Annotated in this window: 17 protein-coding genes; 13 read left to right on the top strand and 4 right to left on the bottom strand. The window is 40.8% G+C overall.

Features of this window, described 5'->3' with window-relative positions:
* The first annotated feature begins 68 nt into the window (after positions 1-68).
* The 5 genes from HWV02_RS19895 to HWV02_RS19875 all read left to right on the top strand — a co-directional run bounded on the left by HWV02_RS19895 (position 69) and on the right by HWV02_RS19875 (position 5105).
* Complete coding sequence (locus tag HWV02_RS19895; protein WP_211689217.1) at positions 69-1040, top strand: inverse autotransporter beta domain-containing protein; 972 nt, start codon at positions 69-71, stop codon at positions 1038-1040.
* 50 nt (positions 1041-1090) lie between these two features.
* The gene (locus HWV02_RS19890) at positions 1091-1834 is read left to right on the top strand and encodes a tRNA1(Val) (adenine(37)-N6)-methyltransferase (RefSeq protein ID WP_211689216.1); all 744 of its coding nucleotides are present in this window, start codon (positions 1091-1093) and stop codon (positions 1832-1834) included.
* Between the two features lie 212 nt (positions 1835-2046).
* Positions 2047-3372, top strand: coding sequence for a branched-chain amino acid transport system II carrier protein (gene brnQ / locus HWV02_RS19885; RefSeq protein WP_211677490.1), 1326 nt, complete (start codon positions 2047-2049; stop codon positions 3370-3372).
* Positions 3373-3493: 121 nt separating this feature from the next.
* Positions 3494-3676 (top strand): DUF2065 family protein, encoded by a 183-nt coding sequence (locus tag HWV02_RS19880; protein WP_211689215.1) that lies wholly within the window; start codon positions 3494-3496, stop codon positions 3674-3676.
* 130 nt (positions 3677-3806) lie between these two features.
* On the top strand, positions 3807-5105 hold the full coding sequence (locus HWV02_RS19875) for an adenylosuccinate synthase (protein ID WP_211673104.1): 1299 nt from the start codon (positions 3807-3809) through the stop codon (positions 5103-5105).
* Between the two features lie 207 nt (positions 5106-5312).
* On the opposite strand, the gene ispB is transcribed toward HWV02_RS19875, so the two are convergent.
* Positions 5313-6284: an octaprenyl diphosphate synthase gene (gene ispB / locus HWV02_RS19870; protein ID WP_211673103.1), complete on the bottom strand. Its 972-nt coding sequence runs from the start codon at positions 6282-6284 to the stop codon at positions 5313-5315.
* A 319-nt stretch (positions 6285-6603) separates the two neighbouring features.
* Between ispB and rplU the strand changes: the two genes are divergently transcribed.
* The 7 genes from rplU (at position 6604) to HWV02_RS19835 (ending at position 14181) form a co-directional block, all read left to right on the top strand.
* Positions 6604-6912, top strand: a complete 309-nt coding sequence (gene rplU, locus HWV02_RS19865; protein ID WP_006034531.1) for a 50S ribosomal protein L21 — start codon at positions 6604-6606, stop codon at positions 6910-6912.
* A gap of 16 nt (positions 6913-6928) precedes the next feature.
* On the top strand, positions 6929-7186 hold the full coding sequence (gene rpmA / locus HWV02_RS19860; RefSeq protein ID WP_019441736.1) for a 50S ribosomal protein L27: 258 nt from the start codon (positions 6929-6931) through the stop codon (positions 7184-7186).
* Positions 7187-7471: 285 nt separating this feature from the next.
* Positions 7472-8653, top strand: coding sequence for an Obg family GTPase CgtA (cgtA, locus tag HWV02_RS19855; RefSeq protein WP_211673102.1), 1182 nt, complete (start codon positions 7472-7474; stop codon positions 8651-8653).
* A 404-nt stretch (positions 8654-9057) separates the two neighbouring features.
* A complete protein-coding gene (locus HWV02_RS19850; protein ID WP_211673101.1) occupies positions 9058-10407 on the top strand; it encodes an NCS2 family permease in 1350 nt (449 codons plus the stop codon).
* A 200-nt stretch (positions 10408-10607) separates the two neighbouring features.
* Positions 10608-10955 carry a helix-turn-helix transcriptional regulator gene (locus HWV02_RS19845; protein WP_211673100.1) on the top strand — a complete coding sequence of 116 codons (348 nt, stop codon included), beginning with the start codon at positions 10608-10610 and terminating at the stop codon, positions 10953-10955.
* A 48-nt stretch (positions 10956-11003) separates the two neighbouring features.
* Positions 11004-11630 (top strand): HD domain-containing protein, encoded by a 627-nt coding sequence (locus HWV02_RS19840; RefSeq protein ID WP_211677488.1) that lies wholly within the window; start codon positions 11004-11006, stop codon positions 11628-11630.
* Positions 11631-11838: 208 nt separating this feature from the next.
* Positions 11839-14181: a zinc/cadmium/mercury/lead-transporting ATPase gene (locus tag HWV02_RS19835; protein ID WP_211689214.1), complete on the top strand. Its 2343-nt coding sequence runs from the start codon at positions 11839-11841 to the stop codon at positions 14179-14181.
* A gap of 78 nt (positions 14182-14259) precedes the next feature.
* Here HWV02_RS19835 and HWV02_RS19830 read toward each other — a convergent pair whose 3' ends face one another.
* On the bottom strand, positions 14260-15135 hold the full coding sequence (locus HWV02_RS19830) for a GGDEF domain-containing protein (RefSeq protein ID WP_211689213.1): 876 nt from the start codon (positions 15133-15135) through the stop codon (positions 14260-14262).
* Positions 15136-15359: 224 nt separating this feature from the next.
* Between HWV02_RS19830 and HWV02_RS19825 the strand changes: the two genes are divergently transcribed.
* Positions 15360-17324 (top strand): monovalent cation:proton antiporter family protein, encoded by a 1965-nt coding sequence (locus tag HWV02_RS19825; RefSeq protein WP_211689212.1) that lies wholly within the window; start codon positions 15360-15362, stop codon positions 17322-17324.
* 1 nt (position 17325) lies between these two features.
* Here HWV02_RS19825 and HWV02_RS19820 read toward each other — a convergent pair whose 3' ends face one another.
* Positions 17326-18453, bottom strand: coding sequence for a patatin-like phospholipase family protein (locus tag HWV02_RS19820; RefSeq protein WP_211673095.1), 1128 nt, complete (start codon positions 18451-18453; stop codon positions 17326-17328).
* 134 nt (positions 18454-18587) lie between these two features.
* Positions 18588-18983: a DUF3465 domain-containing protein gene (locus HWV02_RS19815; RefSeq protein ID WP_211689211.1), complete on the bottom strand. Its 396-nt coding sequence runs from the start codon at positions 18981-18983 to the stop codon at positions 18588-18590.
* Positions 18984-19231: the final 248 nt, after the last annotated feature.

Below are 19231 nucleotides of genomic sequence, written 5' to 3'. Positions count from 1 at the left end.
TTCATTAGCTTGGAGGCTATAATTTTGTTATCTTAGCTTCGTTGTTTTATTATTAAGGTACGTTTTCGATGAGCTCACATGGTCTACTTCCAACGGTATTATTGTCTTCTATTACGCTGCTATTATCCCTGTCTCCTTCTATTCATGCCGCTGAAGATAAGTACTACTCTGAAAATGAAGGTGAAGGTAAGGTTTCAAATAAAGGTTATTGGGGTAAGAATCGTGGTCACGTAGGCGGTGAAGAGCAACGTAAACCATCACCTATAGTAGAAGAGCCTGAACAACCAGAATTTACACCATTTGAATTTCCTGTACCACTTTATTCTAATCTTAGTTTTGGCATAACGTTAAACAGTAATTATGATGATTACGAGAGGCACGGAACTTCCTTAGCTAGTAACCCTGGGATTGATTACGTAGTTGACGATATCTTTGCTGATGATCTTGTCTGGCAAGCGAATATAGATTACAAAAATGGAGATGTATTAGTCTCTAATGGTATTGGTATTTTACCTGAAGATAGCCTTATTGGTGTGGGTGTTAATGCTTTCTGGGATATAGAGTTGAACTCCGGTAACCACCGTTTATCGGTTGGTACTAAATACGATGACCCAAATTATATTTTTAATTTGTCATCGAATATTTATTTTCCGACGTCTGGTAAAGATCATGAAGGTGACCTAGTTAACAGTGTGGATATTCGTGCCGAGGGCGCAATAACGACAACCGTAAAATTCCATAGTTCTTTTGAGTATTTCTTCGGTGATGATATTCAAATGAATGATGATTACGACCCTACTGATAATAGTCATAAATTAACAGTAGGCCTGGATTACACACCAATCTCATTATTACAATTAGGGGCTGAAGCAACCAAAGTGAAAGAGCATGATGTTGGTTATGGTGTGTATCTTTACTTCAACTATGATCCATGGCGACCACTTAGTGAACAGTTAGAGCTTATTTCTGATAATGATTTTTTGATGCATCAAATGATCCCATTCTCGCGTTCTAAAGTGCTTCCGCGTACTGCAAACTAGTGTAGAGTAGCGCCATCGTAATAACGCGCAGATAAAAGTGTGGGTATACAGTGACAAATAAAAATGATGGTTTTAGTTTTAAACAGTTTCATGTTTCACACGCTGATTGTGCGATGAAAGTAGGAACTGACGGTATTTTACTTGGCGGCTGGGCGGATGTGACAACAACGCCCGAAGCACCGCTAACAGTACTGGATATTGGTACTGGTTCAGGTCTTATTAGTCTTATGTTAGCGCAACGCTGTCAAGGTGAGCTACAAGCAACCGCGATTGATATTGACGAATTGGCGTGCCAGCAAGCAAAAAAAAATATTGATAACTCACCATGGGTATCTTCAATCGTAGTTAAACATGCTGCTTTGCAATCATTCACCCCGGCATGTAAAGATAAAGATACTAAGTTTGACCTTATCGTTTCTAACCCACCTTATTTTATTCATGGCCAAAGTTTTACCGATGATGCCCGCAAAATTGCAAGGCATACGGGAAGCTTAACGCATCAGGAACTCGTGGATTGTGCGCTGGAATTATTATCACCAAATGGACGTATAGCACTTGTGTTACCTTATGATGCTGGTTGTGAACTTGTTAATTACTGCCAACAATTAGGTAATTTGCAAATAACGTGTCTGAACATAAAAACAACGCATACAAAGGCTTACAAACGTATGTTGATGAGTATTTCTCGAGGTCATAATCAATTGCAAAACCAGTCTCTTACTGTCCATAACCCAGATGGCAGTTACTCCCATGATTACCAGACCATCACTAAAGATTTTTACCTAAAAATGTAATTTCATTATAGTGCTGGCAGATTTGCTCTTGCACTTAATTACCAGATTGTTAGTATCGGTAATTAATGGGTGAGTGGCTGATACAAAATTCTTTACAAGAACATAATTATAATACTTTGTGCTACACCGGCTGGAGAGTATCTCTCCATGCTTACTTCACGGAAGAAGTTGATAAATGAAAACACAACAACATCTAAGCAGAGAGTATATTAATGACAACTAAGTTAAAAACAACTGATGTTTTAGCCATCGGCTTTATGACGTTCGCCTTCTTTTTAGGCGCAGGCAATATCATCTTTCCACCTTTAGCAGGTAATCTTGCTGGGCAATCATTTATGCCTGCAATGTTTGGTTTCCTTGTTACTGCTGTCGGTTTACCCCTGATTACAATCATCGCCGTTGCAAAAGCAGGCGGTGGTTTAATTACTATGACACGCTTTTTACCGGCAATGGTCGGCACCGCGATTGCCGTGGCTATTTATGTCATTATCGGTCCAGCCTTTGCTGCACCAAGAACAAGCTTAGTTGCTTATGAAATGGGGATTAAACCTTTTCTAGGTGATGCAGCTAACGATACTACATTGGCTTTGTACTCTGTTATCTTCTTCATTATTACTGCCTGTTTCGCTTTAGGCCAAGGTAAAATGATTGATAACATCGGTAAGATCTTAACTCCGGCATTAATTATATTATTAACGGTATTAGCGATTGCGGTCTTTATCATGCCACAAGGTGATATTGGCGCGGCACGTGAAGCGTATATAGATAGTCCTTTTACCAAAGGTTTCCTTGAAGGTTATAACACCATGGATACCTTTGCGTCATTAATGTTTGGTATGTTGATTATTAACGTACTTAAAAGCAAAGGCGTAAAAGATAAAGCGGGTCAATTTAAATATTTAGTCATGGCGGGTTCTATCGCAGCTGCGGGTCTTGCATTTGTTTATATTTCACTATTCTACTTAGGCGCAACGAGCCAATCTCTCATTGCCGCTGGTGCTGATGTAAATGGTGCGATGATCTTAGCTACTTATGTACAAGCCTTATTCGGTATGCCTGGCCAGTACATCTTAGCGGCGGTTGTAACATTAGCATGTTTAACGACAGCTGTAGGCTTAGCAAGTGCGGTAGCAGAATTTTTCCATGAGTTAAAGCCACAATGGTCATACAAAATGCTCGTTATTATTAATTGCATCGCGTGTGCGATTGTAGCGAATGTTGGTTTATCACAACTCATAAGTATCTCGGTACCGGTATTGTTTGCGGTATACCCACTTGCGATTGCGATTGTTGCACTAATCTTATTGCAAGAACGTTTCCCTAATCCACAGTTTGCATTCCGTTTCGTTATGGTTGTCGCATTCATGTTTGGTTTATTAGACGGCATGAAAGTAGCGGGTATTGCAATGAGTGGCTTTGAATTTTTACCATTATTTGATCAAGGTTTAGCTTGGGTATTACCCACTGTACTTGCAATTATAATATCGATTGTTGCAATGCGTTCGCAAACGAATGTGCGTGTTGCTACAGCAAAATAGTCGGTCATATGCTCTAAATTAGAGTTGATTGTACTCATTTTAAATCCGTTCCCTCGTGAACGGATTTTTTATGTGATTTTTGTGTGAGTAACGCTTTATAGCACTATAATGAGGTGGTTTGATGGGTAATGAACTGTGGTTAGCGTTGGCGATTGTATTGATTATCGAAGGTACTATGCCGATGATAATGCCTAAGCAATGGCAAAAAATGCTAACCCTTATTACGCAGCTGCCCGCTGACAAAATACGCAAATATGCAGGTTGCCTGGTCGTAATCGGTATCGTATTATTGATTATGTTGTAATATAATTGTGCAACAGAACAACAAGTAAACTTATATTTTCTGATTTTAATGAGATAGAAATCAAATTTTTTAAACATTTTGATTTAAATTTTGCTAGAATCCTCTTTTAACCAACAACCGCGACGGTATCATGGGAAAGAATGTAGTTATTCTCGGCACTCAATGGGGTGACGAAGGTAAAGGTAAAGTAGTTGATCTACTAACTGACAGAGCTAAATATGTTGTGCGCTACCAAGGTGGTCACAATGCTGGTCACACTCTAGTAATCAATGGTGAAAAAACAGTTCTTCACTTAATTCCATCTGGTATTTTACGTTCAAACGTTAAATGTATCATTGGTAACGGTGTAGTATTAGCACCTGATGCATTAATGACTGAAGTTAAAATGCTTGAAGATCGAGGCATCCCAGCTCGTGAGCGTATGCTTATCAGCGAAGCGTGTCCATTAATTCTGCCATATCATGTATCACTAGATGCTGCCCGTGAAAAAGCACTTGGCAAAAAAGCAATTGGTACAACTGGTCGTGGTATCGGTCCAGCTTACGAAGATAAAGTAGCTCGTCGTGGTTTACGTGTTGGTGATCTATTCAACATGGAACTGTTTGCTGTTAAATTGAAAGAAGTAATGGAATACCATAACTTCCAACTACAGCATTACTATAACGAACCAGAAGTAAGCTATGAAGATGTACTAGCACAGATGCACGAAGTTGCACCTATTCTACTAGACATGATCGTAGACGTAACTTCACTTCTTGATGATGCACGTCGCCGCGGTGATGACATCATGTTTGAAGGTGCTCAAGGTACGTTACTAGATATCGACCACGGTACTTACCCGTATGTAACATCATCAAACACAACTGCAGGTGGCGTAGCTACTGGTAGTGGTTTTGGTCCATGTCACATCGATTACGTTCTTGGTATCACTAAAGCTTACACTACGCGTGTAGGCTCTGGTCCATTCCCAACTGAACTTGATGATGAAATTGGTCATCACCTAGGTACTAAAGGCCATGAATTTGGTGCAACTACTGGACGTGAACGTCGTTGTGGTTGGTTTGACGCAGTTGCAATAAAACGTGCAATTCAGTTAAACAGCATCACAGGTTTCTGCCTAACTAAACTGGACGTATTAGACGGTTTAGAAACGTTGAAAATCTGTACTGGCTACATGCAGCAAGACGGTTCAATCCTTGACGTGCCACCAATGGCTGCTGACGGTTATGAACTTGTTAAACCTGTATACGAAGAAATGCCAGGCTGGAGTGACGTAACATACGGCGCTACTTCTCTAGAGCAACTTCCAGAAGCTGCAATCGCTTACATCAAGCGCATTGAAGAAATTACGGGCGTGCCAATTCATATCGTATCAACTGGCCCAGATCGTAACGAAACAATGGTATTAGTTAACCCATACGACGTATAGTCTGCCTGGTTAAACTGATAAATAAAAGGTCGCGTATGCGGCCTTTTTTGTATCTACAATTTATAAAAGCTACGTACCCTATAATCTTAGTTACCGTTTGTGGCCTAATGATTTACGGTAAGGCTGTAGTTTCAGGTACAAAAAAGCCGTTTGATTCTTCGCGTATCGAAGAATCAAACGGCTTTTTATTCACTAATCGGTTACTGCTTAATTACTGCGGTTTGCTGCAATGTAAGCGAGTGAGATCAGCGCTTGCTTGTATTCTGACTCAGGTAGTACTGCAATTGCTTGAACAGCTAAATCAGCTTCTTGCTGGGCTCTATCAAAGCAATAAGTAAGTGAGCCAGTACGGTCAAGTATCGCCAGAATGGCATCAAGATTATCCATGCCATTCATCTTCTCGATAGCTTCGCGTACCATTAATGCTTCTTGTTCGGTACCGTTCGCCATCGCATGAATTAATGGCAGTGTTGGTTTACCCTCTGCAAGGTCATCTCCAACGTTTTTACCCATCTCTTGAGCATCAGCTGTGTAGTCCATCACATCATCAATCAACTGGAATGCTGCACCTAAATGCACACCATAATCAATCATCGCTTGTTCGATGTGTGCCGGTTGCTCAGAGATAACCGCTGCAAGTTGCGTAGCGGCTTCAAATAGTTTGGCTGTTTTGTAGTAGATGACATCCATATAACGTTTTTCGTCAGTGTCTGCATCATTACAATTCATTAACTGTAATACTTCACCCTCAGCAATTACATTGGTTGCATCAGACAAAATATCGATAATTTTACTGTTATTGAGTTTTGCCATCATTTGAAAAGAGCGTGAGTATAAGAAGTCACCCACTAGCACGCTTGCCGCATTGCCAAATGCAGCATTTGCCGTTTCACGACCACGGCGCATGTCTGACTCATCAACCACATCATCATGCAACAAGGTTGAAGTATGAATAAACTCGATGATAGCGGCTACATCAATATGTTGTTGCCCCTGGTAACCCAGCGCGCGTGCACTTAACGTTGCTATTAGTGGACGAATGCGTTTACCGCCACCATTTACAATGTAATAACCCACTTGATTTACGAGGGCAACATCCGATTGCAGTCGATCTAAAATGAGTTCATTGACAGCGTCCATATCTTGTTTTGATAACGCTTGAATGGCTTTAATATCCATGAGTATAAGTTCCGTGCTACTTTTTATAGTTATATGACGATTTGAAAAGCTATTGATAGCTATATAGATAACTAGTTCTATCTTGATTGTAGGCTACAAGCTGAAATGCCCGTCAAATTTATGTCGTAATTGTACACTAAATTGGAATTGCCGAAAGGATTAAGCAGCAGCGATTTACAACTTTACTGCTTATTTATATTTATTTTAAAAATCAGCTTGCCTAACCGGGGAGTTTTGAGTAGAATTCGCGCCATTGTTATAAATTATTATGACGTGTCGCTACCTAAGGTACGCTGGACACGAATCGGAGTCAGAAAACATGTATGCTGTTTTCCTAAGCGGTGGCAAACAACACCGCGTTGCTGAAGGTCAAACTCTTCGTCTAGAACTTCTAGACGTTGAAGCTGGTTCAAGCATCGAATTTAACGAAGTATTAATGGTAGCTAACGGCGAGAATATCGAAGTTGGCGCACCTTACCTTGAAGGTAAGAAAATCACTGCTGAAGTGGTATCTCATGGTCGTGCGGACAAGGTTAAAATCCTTAAGTTCCGTCGTCGTAAGCACTCTCGTAAACAGATGGGTCACCGTCAATGGTTTACAGAAGTTAAGATTACTAAAATCGCTTAATTAGGAGTACTAAAAGATGGCACATAAGAAAGCTGGTGGTAGTACCAACAACGGTCGTGATTCAGAAAGCAAACGTTTAGGCGTAAAACGCTTTGGTGGCGAATCAGTTCTTGCGGGTAACATTCTAGTTCGTCAACGTGGTACTAAATTCCACGCTGGTACAAACGTAGGTTGTGGTCGTGACCACACTCTATTCGCTAAAGCTAGCGGTAAAGTGCAGTTCGAAGTTAAAGGACCACAAAACCGTAAGTTCATTAGCATTGTAGCTGAATAATTTCAGTACAAACTAAGAATTTTTAAACCCCGCCTATATGGCGGGGTTTTTTTATTGCTAAAATAAATATTAGTAATAAAAATAGTAGTCATTGATCGAGATTATTTTATCATACTTGCTGGTTAAGCTTGTCGAGTTATAATTCTCCATTGATAAAGTTGATAGCTGCACGGATTAATTTATTGATTCAATTATTTTACGGATGAAGTGATCTTACTGGTTAAGAGATCGATTAGTTAATCCGTGCAACTAACTGCATTCCTAATTTGTAGGAGCGATAGCGAAATGAAATTTGTAGATGAAACCCGAATCAAAGTTGAAGCCGGTGATGGCGGTAGTGGTTGTGTAAGCTTCCGCCGTGAAAAATATGTTGCTCGTGGTGGCCCTGATGGTGGTGACGGCGGCGATGGCGGTCATGTATATATGATTGCAGATGAAAACTTAAATACGCTAGTCGATTTTCGTTTTGTCCGCTTCCATAAAGCGGAACGTGGTGAGAATGGTCGTCCTAAAGATCAAACGGGTGCTCGTGGTGAAGATATCACTTTACGTGTTCCTGTTGGTACGCGTGTAGCAGATGATGATACTGGTGAAGTTATTGCCGATCTTGTTATGCACGGTCAACGTAAAATGGTTGCTAAAGCTGGTTTCCACGGTTTAGGTAACACTCGTTTTAAAAGCAGTGTAAACCGTGCACCTCGTCAAAAGACACTAGGTACACCAGGTGAAGTGCGTAACTTACGTTTAGAACTAATGTTACTTGCTGACGTCGGTTTATTAGGTTTACCAAATGCTGGTAAGTCTACTTTCATTCGTGCGATTTCTGCTGCGAAACCAAAAGTTGCAAACTACCCGTTTACAACATTAGTACCTAACCTAGGTGTAGTAAGTGCAAGCCCAGAGCGTAGCTTCGTGGTTGCCGATATCCCAGGTCTTATTGAAGGTGCTTCTGATGGTGCTGGTCTAGGTATCCGTTTCTTACGTCACTTAGAACGTTGTCGTTTAATGGTTCACATTGTTGACCTATTACCTGAGAACATGAGTGATCCAGCTGAAAACGCAAAAGTTATTGTTAGCGAACTGGAAAAATACAGTGCCAAGCTAGCTGCTAAAACATGTTGGTTAGTATTTAACAAAACCGATCTTGTATTAGATGAAGAAGCTGAAGAAACAATTAAAGCGGTAGTGGCTGCGATTAATTGGGAAGGCGAAGTTCATACTATGTCTGCTTCAAGTGGTGTTGGTACCAAAGACCTTGTTCGCGCTATGATGGAACAGATTGAGTCTATGCCTCGTCCTAAGATCGAAATGCCGGTTGAAGATGATGGCGATGTTGGCTTCTTATGGGATGAATACCATAAAGACCAAATTGCTAATCACGCCGTTATTGAAGATTGCGATGATGATGACGATTGGGATGATTGGGACGAAGAAGATGACGGTCACGTTATCTATGCTCGTGACTAAGCCTAATTAAACATTACGTTTATATTAAAATACCAGCCATGTGCTGGTATTTTTTTATCTAAAATTATACTTTTAGGCGTTTGGTCCATAATTTGCACTGAAATCATGGTTTTACATAATAAACGTATGCTTTAATGACAAAAAACTTTCAATTCAACTCAAATTAGCAGATAATCCCGCCCGTTCACAAAGTGAATATAGCAGGTAATAATTACCTATATTTTAAATCCGGTTATTTAATAATTGTCAGCTTAGAACTTTCCACTTTTCCGCTAAGCGATAGCCATTTATTAAATATCCAGTCACCTTAGTTTGTATCTATCAGTTGCATTAAAGAGCAATAAGTACAGACAGCCACTGTCATACAGTGAGTAAGGTGAACGAAACAAAAAGTGAGTACCTTAATGAATACCGCAAGTCAGTCTACCTCTGCTTCAACGAACACTTCTACTTTTGCAACTTTGATGGAAAAGTTGTTTAAGTTAAAAGCACATAATACGACAATTAAAACAGAAGTAATGGCAGGTTTAACTACTTTTGTCACCATGGCTTATATTCTATTTGTTAACCCTGATATTATGTCGATTGCGGGCATGGATTACCAAGCTGTATTCGTTGCAACAGCACTTAGTGCAGCAATTGGCTGTATCTTCATGGGTCTTTATGCGAACTGGCCTGTTGGTCTAGCGCCAGGTATGGGGCTTAATGCCTTTTTTACCTTCGCTGTTGTAAAGGGAATGGAATATACTTGGGAAGTAGCATTAGGTGCTGTATTTATTTCAAGCATCGTATTTGTCATCATGAGTGTAACGAAACTACGCGGTTGGATTATCGATAGTATTCCAAGCAGCTTGCGCTACGCAATGACAGCGGGTGTTGGTCTGTTCTTAGGTATTATTGGTTTAAAAGCAGCTGGCATCATCACTGCAAGCCCTGCAACGTTAGTGACACTGGGTAACTTTCATGATCCTAAAGTTATCTTAGGCTCACTCAGCTTTTTAATTATCGCTATCTTAGCAACACGTAAAGTATTCGGTGCGGTATTAATCGGTATTGTTATTACGACGGCAATCAGTGTGGTAATGGGTTTAGTCAGCCTACCAGATCAAGTCGTATCACTACCAACTGGCTTATCTAAAACATTCATGAAAATGGACGTAATGGGTGCGTTAGACGTATCTATGGTCAGTATCATCCTCGCATTCTTATTTGTAAACATGTTTGACACGGCTGGTACCATGATTGGTGTCGCTGAAAAATCAGACATGTATAACAAAGATGGCAAAATTGAAAACCTCAATAAAGCATTAACTGCAGACAGTGTTGCAAGTGTTGCGGGTGCGATAATTGGTTGTCCGCCGGTAACAACTTACATTGAAAGTAATGCGGGTATTGCTGAAGGTGGTCGTACAGGCTTAACGGCAGTTGTTGTTGGTCTACTATTCTTAGCGGCAATGTTTTTTGCACCAATAGCTCAGGTTGTACCAAGTTTCGCAACGGCTGGCGCGTTAATCTATGTTGCTTTCTTAATGGTTGGTAGCCTACATAAAGTGAACTGGGGTGAGTTCACAGACTACGTTCCTGCTGCAATCACCGCTATTATGATGCCACTAACGTATTCAATCGCTGATGGTATCATCTTAGGCTTCTTATCATTCACTATCATTAAGCATTGCACAGGTCGTTCTGCTGATGTGTCTTTAGGTATGAATGTATTAGCTGTTGTATTCATCGCGAAATTAGCGTTTATCTAATGCGTTAGACTGCCAATCATTGACGGTGCCTGTGTTACCGCTAATGTGATCGCAGCTAATAGATAAATAAGTGCCAGCTGAGTATGCGCTATTCGTGTATATTAGGCTGGCATTTTTGATCTTCAAACCCTGTAGGTGTTGCCCCTATGACCTTAAGTGTTACACTTTCCTTTCATTCCATTTTATCTTAGCGGGGCAGAATGCCAAAATTAGAATCTCAATGTTGCCCAGAACCACAATGTAGTGCTGAATTACCTGCATTAGATGATCAGCATATTGCTTCTCTCGCGCATCTCTTTCATTTGTTAGGTGATGAAGGCCGTATTCGCTTAGTACTTGCCTGTATGGCTGGACCTGTTCCTGTTTCTGAGTTATCAGCAGTTACTGGGATGTCACAATCACTGACCAGCCACCATTTACGTCATTTACGTGAAGCGCGTATTTTACGCTCTGAACGTCAAGGTAAACAAATCCTTTATCGATTGGATGATCACCATATTCGTCATGTGGTACATGATCTGGCTTGCCACGTGACTGAGCATGCATAATTTTTATTCGAGCTCCTAGCTTAAAGGTTTTATTTTAAAGAGAGTGCCATGCGAAACCTATTTATCGAATTTTTAACCCAACTTGGTTGTGCCGATCGCGCGCATGACATCGACCATATTGAGCGTGTTGTTGCAACCGCTAGACAGCTAGGTGCGTGTGAAGGGGCTGAATTGGCTATTTTAGAGCCCGCCGCTTGGTTGCATGATTGTGTATCGGTTGCGAAAGATCATCCACAACGCAAGCAAGCCTCTTTATTAGCTGCAGATCGTGCCGTGGCATTCTTACAAGAGATAAATTACCCTCAGCAATATCACCAAGCTATTCATCATGCCATCGTCGCACATAGCTTTAGCGCGAATATTACGCCGGAAACTTTAGAGGCGAAAATATTACAAGATGCTGATCGTATGGATGCACTTGGTGCCATTGGTATTGTCCGCTGTATTTTAGTCGGTGGTAAGCTTAATCGTCAGCTCTATAGCAGCATTGATCCACTCTGTGTTGATCGTGAGCCAAATGACGATGTGTACACGCTCGATCACTTCTTTACTAAGTTGCTGATGTTGGGCGAGAGTATGAATACACAGGCTGCAAAGGCGGAAGCAGAGCGACGCAGCGTGTATATGCGTGATTTCTTAGCGCAGTTACAGTCTGAACTACTGACGCACGAGTAGAGAGTTAAAACTTAAATATAGCGCTTAAGAACATGACTGCTAACTTATTTTTCGTGAACAATAACGAATGAGTTAGCTTTTTTTTGTAAATACACTTGAATGAAATTTAATATGAATATATATTTATATGTAAGTTAACTGGCTTGAACGCTTTAACTGTTATTTATATTACTAACTTTGATTCAATTCTATTTACGAGGATAAACGCATGTCATGTAAAGGCAATACTGCAACAGCAGTCGCATCAAAATCAAATCCAGGATGTTGTGGTAGTGATCACAGCAAAACACACGTACACGAACATCAACATACAGATGAGCATAATGTAACATCTGCAAGTAGCGATTCTTGCTGTGTACCCGTAGAATCAAACGAGATTATTGCTGACGACGAGGAACCCGAGTCCAGTAGCTTAACTGCCCGTTTATCTTGGTTAGTCACTGGCATGGATTGCCCGAGTTGTGCCCGTAAAGTAGAAAAAGTCGTTCAAGCATTACCACAAGTAAAGCAATGCCGTGTTGCATTCGCCACCGAAAAACTACTTGTTGATATCGAAAAAAACACCAATAGCAATACTGTTGATAACATAAAAGAAGACGTTATTAATGCTGTTGTGAAGGCTGGCTTTAAGTTACAAGAAGCGGGTAAAAAAGCTAAAAATGTAGAAGAAGATGACTCGCTATCACAAAACATCCGTGAACATTGGCATGCGATTACGTTAGTCAGTGCCATCGTGATTGCCGCAATCCTAACGCAATTTAACAGTGATGCAAGTCAGTGGCTTTTTACCTTCGCCAGTGTATTTGGTGTTATTCCTGTTATTAACCGCTCAATTAAATTAGCGCGTTCAGGTACCCCATTTGCCATCGAAACATTAATGTCAGTCGCCACCGTCGGCGCCCTTATTTTAGGCGAAACCGCAGAGTCTGCAATGGTACTTGTACTGTTCATGATCGGGGAGAAACTGGAATCGTTTGCAGCAGGTAAAGCACGTAAAGGCGTTAAATCATTAATGTCATTAGTGCCAGAGGAAGCAACTAAAATAGTGGGTGATAAGCGCGTGCTAGTTGCAGCAAGTGACTTGCAACCAGGCGATATTATTGAAATTAAACCCGGCGATCGTCTACCGGCTGATGGTGCGTTACTTGCTTCTGGTATTAGTTTTGACGAAAGTGCATTAACGGGTGAATCTGTTCCTGTTGAGCATCAAGCTGACGATATTGTGATGGCGGGTAGCTTAGCTGTTAATCGTGTTGCGCAATTACGTGTTGTGTCAGAACCTGGTAATAATGCGATTGACCGTATTCTACATCTGATTGAAGAAGCGGAAGAAAACAAAGCACCAATCGAACGTTACCTTGATAGATTCAGTCGTTGGTACACACCTGCAATGATGTTATTAGCATTAGTTGTTGTGATTGTACCACCATTATTGTTTGGCGGTGATTGGACTGAGTGGGTATATAAAGGGTTAACATTGTTACTGATTGCTTGTCCTTGTGCCTTAGTAATATCTACACCTGCAGCAGTGACATCGGCATTATCTGCAGCCAGTAAACGTGGCGTGTTAGTGAAAGGTGGTGCAGCGCTAGAGCAGATTGGCCGTATCCAACAAATTGCCTTTGATAAAACCGGTACATTAACGCAAGGTGTACCCGAAGTGACCAGCATCGTTAGCTTTATTGATGATGAAAATAAGGTATTACAGCTTGCTGCGAGTATTGAACAAACTTCGAATCATCCATTAGCAAAAGCGATATTGACGCATGCGGAACTAAAATCAGTAGCTTTGTTAGCGGTTAGTAATGACCAGACATTAGCGGGCTTGGGTGTACAAGGTGAAGTTCAACTGGGTGAGTCTGCACAGTTAATTAAGTTATTAGCTCCGCACCATATGACCGCACAGCTAGCGCAACTTCCTGAGGTTCGAAGTGCTATCGTAAACCTCGAAAATGGCGGCAATACTACAGTTGTAGTGCTGCAAAACGAGATCGTTATTGGTTTGGTTGCACTGGCTGATCGTATTCGTGAAGATGCGCGTGAAGCGGTAGAAAAATTACAAAAACTCGGTATTAATGCCGTGATGTTAACGGGCGATAACCGCCGAACAGCGAAAGTAATCGCCGATTCGCTAGGCATGGAATATCGTGCCGAACTATTACCAGAAGATAAATCACGTATTGTTGGTGAACTTAACCAGGGTAAAGATACTGCAATGGTGGGTGATGGTATTAACGATGCGCCAGCAATGAAGCGTGCAAAACTTGGTATTGCGATGGGCGGTGGTACCGATGTAGCGTTAGAAGCGGCAGACGTAGCATTAATGCATAACCGATTAGTTGAATTGCCACACATGGTTGAGCTTGGTCAGGAAACATTGGCTAATATTAAACAAAATATTACCTTGGCGGTTGGGCTTAAAGCTGTGTTTTTGGTGACGACATTACTTGGATTCACAGGACTGTGGGTTGCTATTCTAGCGGATTCAGGGGCCACTGCACTTGTTACAGCTAATGCATTAAGACTATTACGATTTAATGGTAAGAAATAATACGTTTAACGGTAAAAATAAATAGTACATTTTGTTCTATACTTAACAAAGCTCATCAAACCTAGTTTGGTGAGCTTTTTATTTGATATTTAATTTACTGTTATACAGGTCTTCATCGGCTATTTTAAATAAACTCTCGATCGTTTCACCTGTTCGCCACGTTGCCGAACCAATTGCAGAGGTGATCTGAAATTCGCTCAGTAGTGAGTCATTGTTAATTTCAGCGTCAATACGCTCTACGACTAAGCGAGTTGATTGTTCTGATGCTGGCTGCAAGATAATTGCAAATTCATCGCCACCTAATCGGAATGCGATATCACTATTACGAATACTACGCTGCAATACGCGCGCATAATGTTTCAAAATACGATCACCAAATTGATGGCCATAAGTATCATTGATACGTTTGAAATCATCTAAGTCAGTAATCAATAACGCCATGTTGGATTTATGACGCTGGCATTGGCTATAAGAACGCTGAATGTTTTCATCAAAACTCGCGCGATTATCTAAACCGGTTAAATGATCTTTCATGATCCTAATTTGCATTTCTTGTAGCATTAAGGCGTGCATGAGATTAGTGACCAGCAGTTGATGTAATTCTTTTAATACGCAGAGTTCATTAATTTGTAATGGTTTGACTGAGCTATATACCAATGACCCCAAATCTTTACCTTGTGCCGTCAAATGATAATGTTGTTGAAAAACGGCGGTGCAGTCAGTCTTTAATTGGATATTGTTGGCTGCCTCAGTAAAACTTAAACCGGTAAAGCGGACATGCTGTGCCGCTATTGCGGCAAAATTATGTAACAAAGAATTGACGTCTAGGCTAGTTTGTAATTTTTTTAACGTGGTAATGGTTTGTGCCAAGCTTAACTTCTGTTGTCGCTTTGGCGTAGTAAGCCCATAATTAGTATGCATTTTGGGGGCGTTTATGATGCTTAAATTATCCATTTTAACCTCAGTCAAAAAAATCACTAGTCTAGTGTGATGTTAAATAATGCATATTGTGTACCATATTTTAAAAAATTAGGGTTAATTAATGCGGATCTTTGTTATTGATCCTTTGGTCAACTTGTTAAATCGGGAGCTAGTACATATTCTTTAGTGGCATTGTTTTTATTATCTTAGTCACGCTATTGATGGCGTTCATGTAACTGATTAAGGAGGAAAATAATTTGTTTATTGATATCATTCAATTACTTTCTCTTGCGGTTGCACTCGTGGCGTTATTCCAACGTATCCACTTACCGCCTATTCTCGCGTACCTTGCTACGGGTATGATTGCTGGGCCTTATGGCTTTCAATTAATTGTTGAACAAGCTGATATTGAACTGTTTGCCGAATTGGGCGTCGTTTTCCTCATGTTTTCATTAGGTTTAGAGTTCTCACTGCCGCGTTTATTATCGATGCGACATTTAGTTGTGGGGCTTGGTGGTGGGCAAGTGCTGAGTGTTGGCGTGCTATTTATGCTGCTCGGGTTGTTTGCTTCACTCTATTGGGCACAAGCATTTGTCGTTGCATCTGCGATGTTAATGTCATCAACAGCTATTGTGATCAAGCAGTTAGCTGAATCGAAATTACTGAATAGTCGCTTATCTAAGCTTTCTATCAGTGTGCTGTTATTTCAAGATATCGCGGTGGTGCCTTTCCTTATTATGATCCCTTTATTGGCGCAGCAAAGTGGCGATGTCATGCTGATTGCCGAGCAAATGGGTTGGGCAATGGTCAAAGGTCTATTCGCGGTATTTTTGATCTTATCCGTGGGACGCTGGATATTACCAACCTTGTTTAAAGAGATCGCTTTAATTCGTTCTGATGAGCTTTTTGTCATGTCGACATTACTAGTGGCCTTAATCGCAGGGCTTATGACCCATTGGTTAGGTTTATCTATGGCATTGGGCGCTTTTTTAGCTGGTATGATGCTAGGTGAGGGGCCTTATCGCCATCAACTCGAAGCTGATATCCGTCCATTTCGCGATGTATTAATGGGACTCTTCTTTATCACCATCGGTATGCTGCTTAATTTACCGAGCTTAATCGAGGATTGGCCTCGTTTAATAATAGTGCTTGTGGTGATGATGTTAAGCAAGATTATCCTGGTGTTTATACTTGCTAAATGGTTAGGGGAAAGCAGCAGTAATGCGCTTAGTACAGGCTTAGTATTAGCGCAAATGGGGGAGTTTGGTTTTGTTTTATTGGCGTTAGCTGGAAAATTGGAATTATTACCTTTACCGTTAATTTCGACCCTTGTTGGTGTTGGGGTGATCAGTATGGCAATGACACCTTGGCTCATTGATTGTCATCAGGGAATCGTGCAGCGGTTATTATTTCAGCCTAAACCTAAACGTAAAAGTGGACTATCACCACCACTTCCTGGGCAATACAGTGATCATGTGATCGTTTGTGGTTATGGCCGCAGCGGGCAAACTATCGCGCGTTTTTTAAAAATTGAAGGTATCCCTTATACTGTTATCGATCGTGATCCTGTTCGTGTACAAGAAGCCTTAAATGGTGGTGAAAAAATTGAATTTGGTGATGCCAGTCGCCGTGAAATTCAAATGATGTTAGGTGCAGAGAAAGCTAAGTCGATTATTATCACATTTAACGATACAGAGAAAGCCATTGAGTTGTTAAAGGTAGTTAAACCATTAACTGATGCGAAGGTATTAGTACGTACCACTGATGACTCCAATATACAGATGTTACATAACTCGGGGGCGACTGATGTGGTGCCTGAGTCCTTAGAAGGGAGTTTAATGATGGTCTCGCATGTATTGGCTATTTCTGGTGTACCAATTAAACGTATTTTGAAACGCTTACAGCATGAACGAAAGGGGCATTATAACCATTTACACGGTTTTTATTTTGGTGGTGAAAGCAATGTGTCTTTTGAAGAAAGTGAAGCGTTAGAACGGTTACACGCGATCCGGCTTGAGTTTGGTGCTTACGCGATTGGTAAAACAGTCGCAGAAGTGAAATTAAAAGAAGTCAGTTACCGTGCAGTGCGCCGACAAGGAATTGAGTTGACTCAAGTTCATCAAGACTTTATTTTTGAAGTGGGTGATGTGGTACTGGTTTGTGGGCCTTCTCGTTATGTAAAGCGGGCGGAACATTGTTTGTTAGGTGGTTGGGCTGGCTAGATTATATATTTAAAAAAGCCCTTAATTCCTGTTCTTGTTTTAATACATCTTGATAGCCTAAGCGCATTAATTCACGCGTATAGTTTTGTTCAAATATCAGATAAGACGTAATTGAAGAATGGCTGTGTTCATTTACCCCTATGGTGCGTAATAGCATTCGGATGGTGATGGGTAATTCGTAAAAGTATTCATCGGCAATGGCATTAATATCATGTTCATTGGCTAAGTGGAATAAGCCAATCTGTTTTATATTTAACGTTGATAGTTGTGATTCTGGAGTTAATGTTAGGGTGTCATTAATACGTTTTAACCGTTCAATGTCAGAGTTTAAGGTATCGGTAAAAACGGTATCGAGTAGATGCCCTGCGATATCGGCACCTGATGGAGTCTGGCGTAATTCTCCAGGTTTAAGCTTTTGTGGTGGTTGTTCTGCACCGATCACCAGTAACTTCTCTGCGCCAAGGTGGATGGCGGGGCTCAATGGTGATAGCTGATGTACGGAACCATCACCATAAAAATCATGGCCTATTTGGGTACAAGGGAAGACCAAAGGGATAGCGGAAGACGCTAATAAATGGTGGGCGTGTAACTGTGTTCGTAACCCACTGCGACGGGCGCGTTGCCATTCTTGTAATTGCTGATTACCTTGAAAAAAGCTGATGGAATCACCGTTGCTATAATCAGATGCGGTGATCGAAATCGCATCTAGGTGTTTGCGTTGAATGTTAATGTCGATACGGCGCATATCCAAATAACGATCCAGCAGTTTACGCAAGGGTTTGTTGTTAAACAGGGATACCGGTTGTCGCACCACGTGTGGCGACTGGAATCGTGATAAAAAGGTAAGTAACAAGTGCCGTGATATTTCGTTAAAACTGCATTGAAATACTTGGTTGGCGTGGAAGTTATTCCAGATGTATTCGAGCTTTTTAACCCCCAAGCGAAAGCAACTGGCGTAGCAAGCTATCGCACAACTGTTGATGGCCCCTGCTGATGTACCAGTGATTACTTTAAAAGGTGTACCGTGATTACGGGGATAAAACTCCGCAATGGCTTTTAGCGCACCGACTTGATACGCGGCCCTTGCGCCACCTCCTGTCAATAATAGTCCTTGTTTAGTCCCTGCCATAACAAGCCAAATCCATAGATAAAATTCTGTTTAATCAAAGAAGAAATATCCTCTATTAATTATTGTTAAAGACTCACTGCTTCGCCAAATTAATACTGTGATATAGGGGTTTTTAGATGATAGCGGGCGTTAAATCAATTATAAATCCGACCTTGGTGTTTTAACCAACCATGTTGATGATTATTACGCGGGTCTCGATGCGTCCAATGAATAACCCCACCTCGGCTATTCCACTCGTATTCACCGTAGAACTGCACTACATCGCCGACTTTTAAATTCTTAATGCGGGGTGCTAAATCAATGTTATGTGCGATTAATATGGTTTGGCGGTTGTTCAAACGTAGGATAAATTTTTGGTGGCGAGAACCGTCATTATCATCGGGTAATATTCGCGTTACCTTACCAGACCCCTTAACTTGGATATCACTTTGTTGTGATTGATAAGCGCGCTTTAAGACGCCGTCATTTGCCCAACTGTTGAATGACAACATGCTTAACATTATTAAAAGAGGGGTGAAAATCCGTTTCATGGTGATGACCTTTATTTTTGACTGCTTTCATTTAACGACTAAATGCTTATTTAAATGACATTAAAACTAAAAGTTAAGTTTAAACTACTTTATAAATCAATGCATTGTGCTCATTTGAATTATTAGCTTTGAGTGATTCAAAATATAATAATTATGATTAATTAAAGAGTAAGTTAGGCTTTCAGACACGAAAAAGCCAAGCAGATGCTTGGCTTTGATTGTTCACTTAACCGAAGTTAGTTAATTGC

The sequence above is a fragment of the Moritella sp. 28 genome (assembly GCF_018219435.1).
Lineage (GTDB): Bacteria > Pseudomonadota > Gammaproteobacteria > Enterobacterales > Moritellaceae > Moritella.
This window is presented reverse-complemented; position numbering and strand designations above follow the sequence as displayed.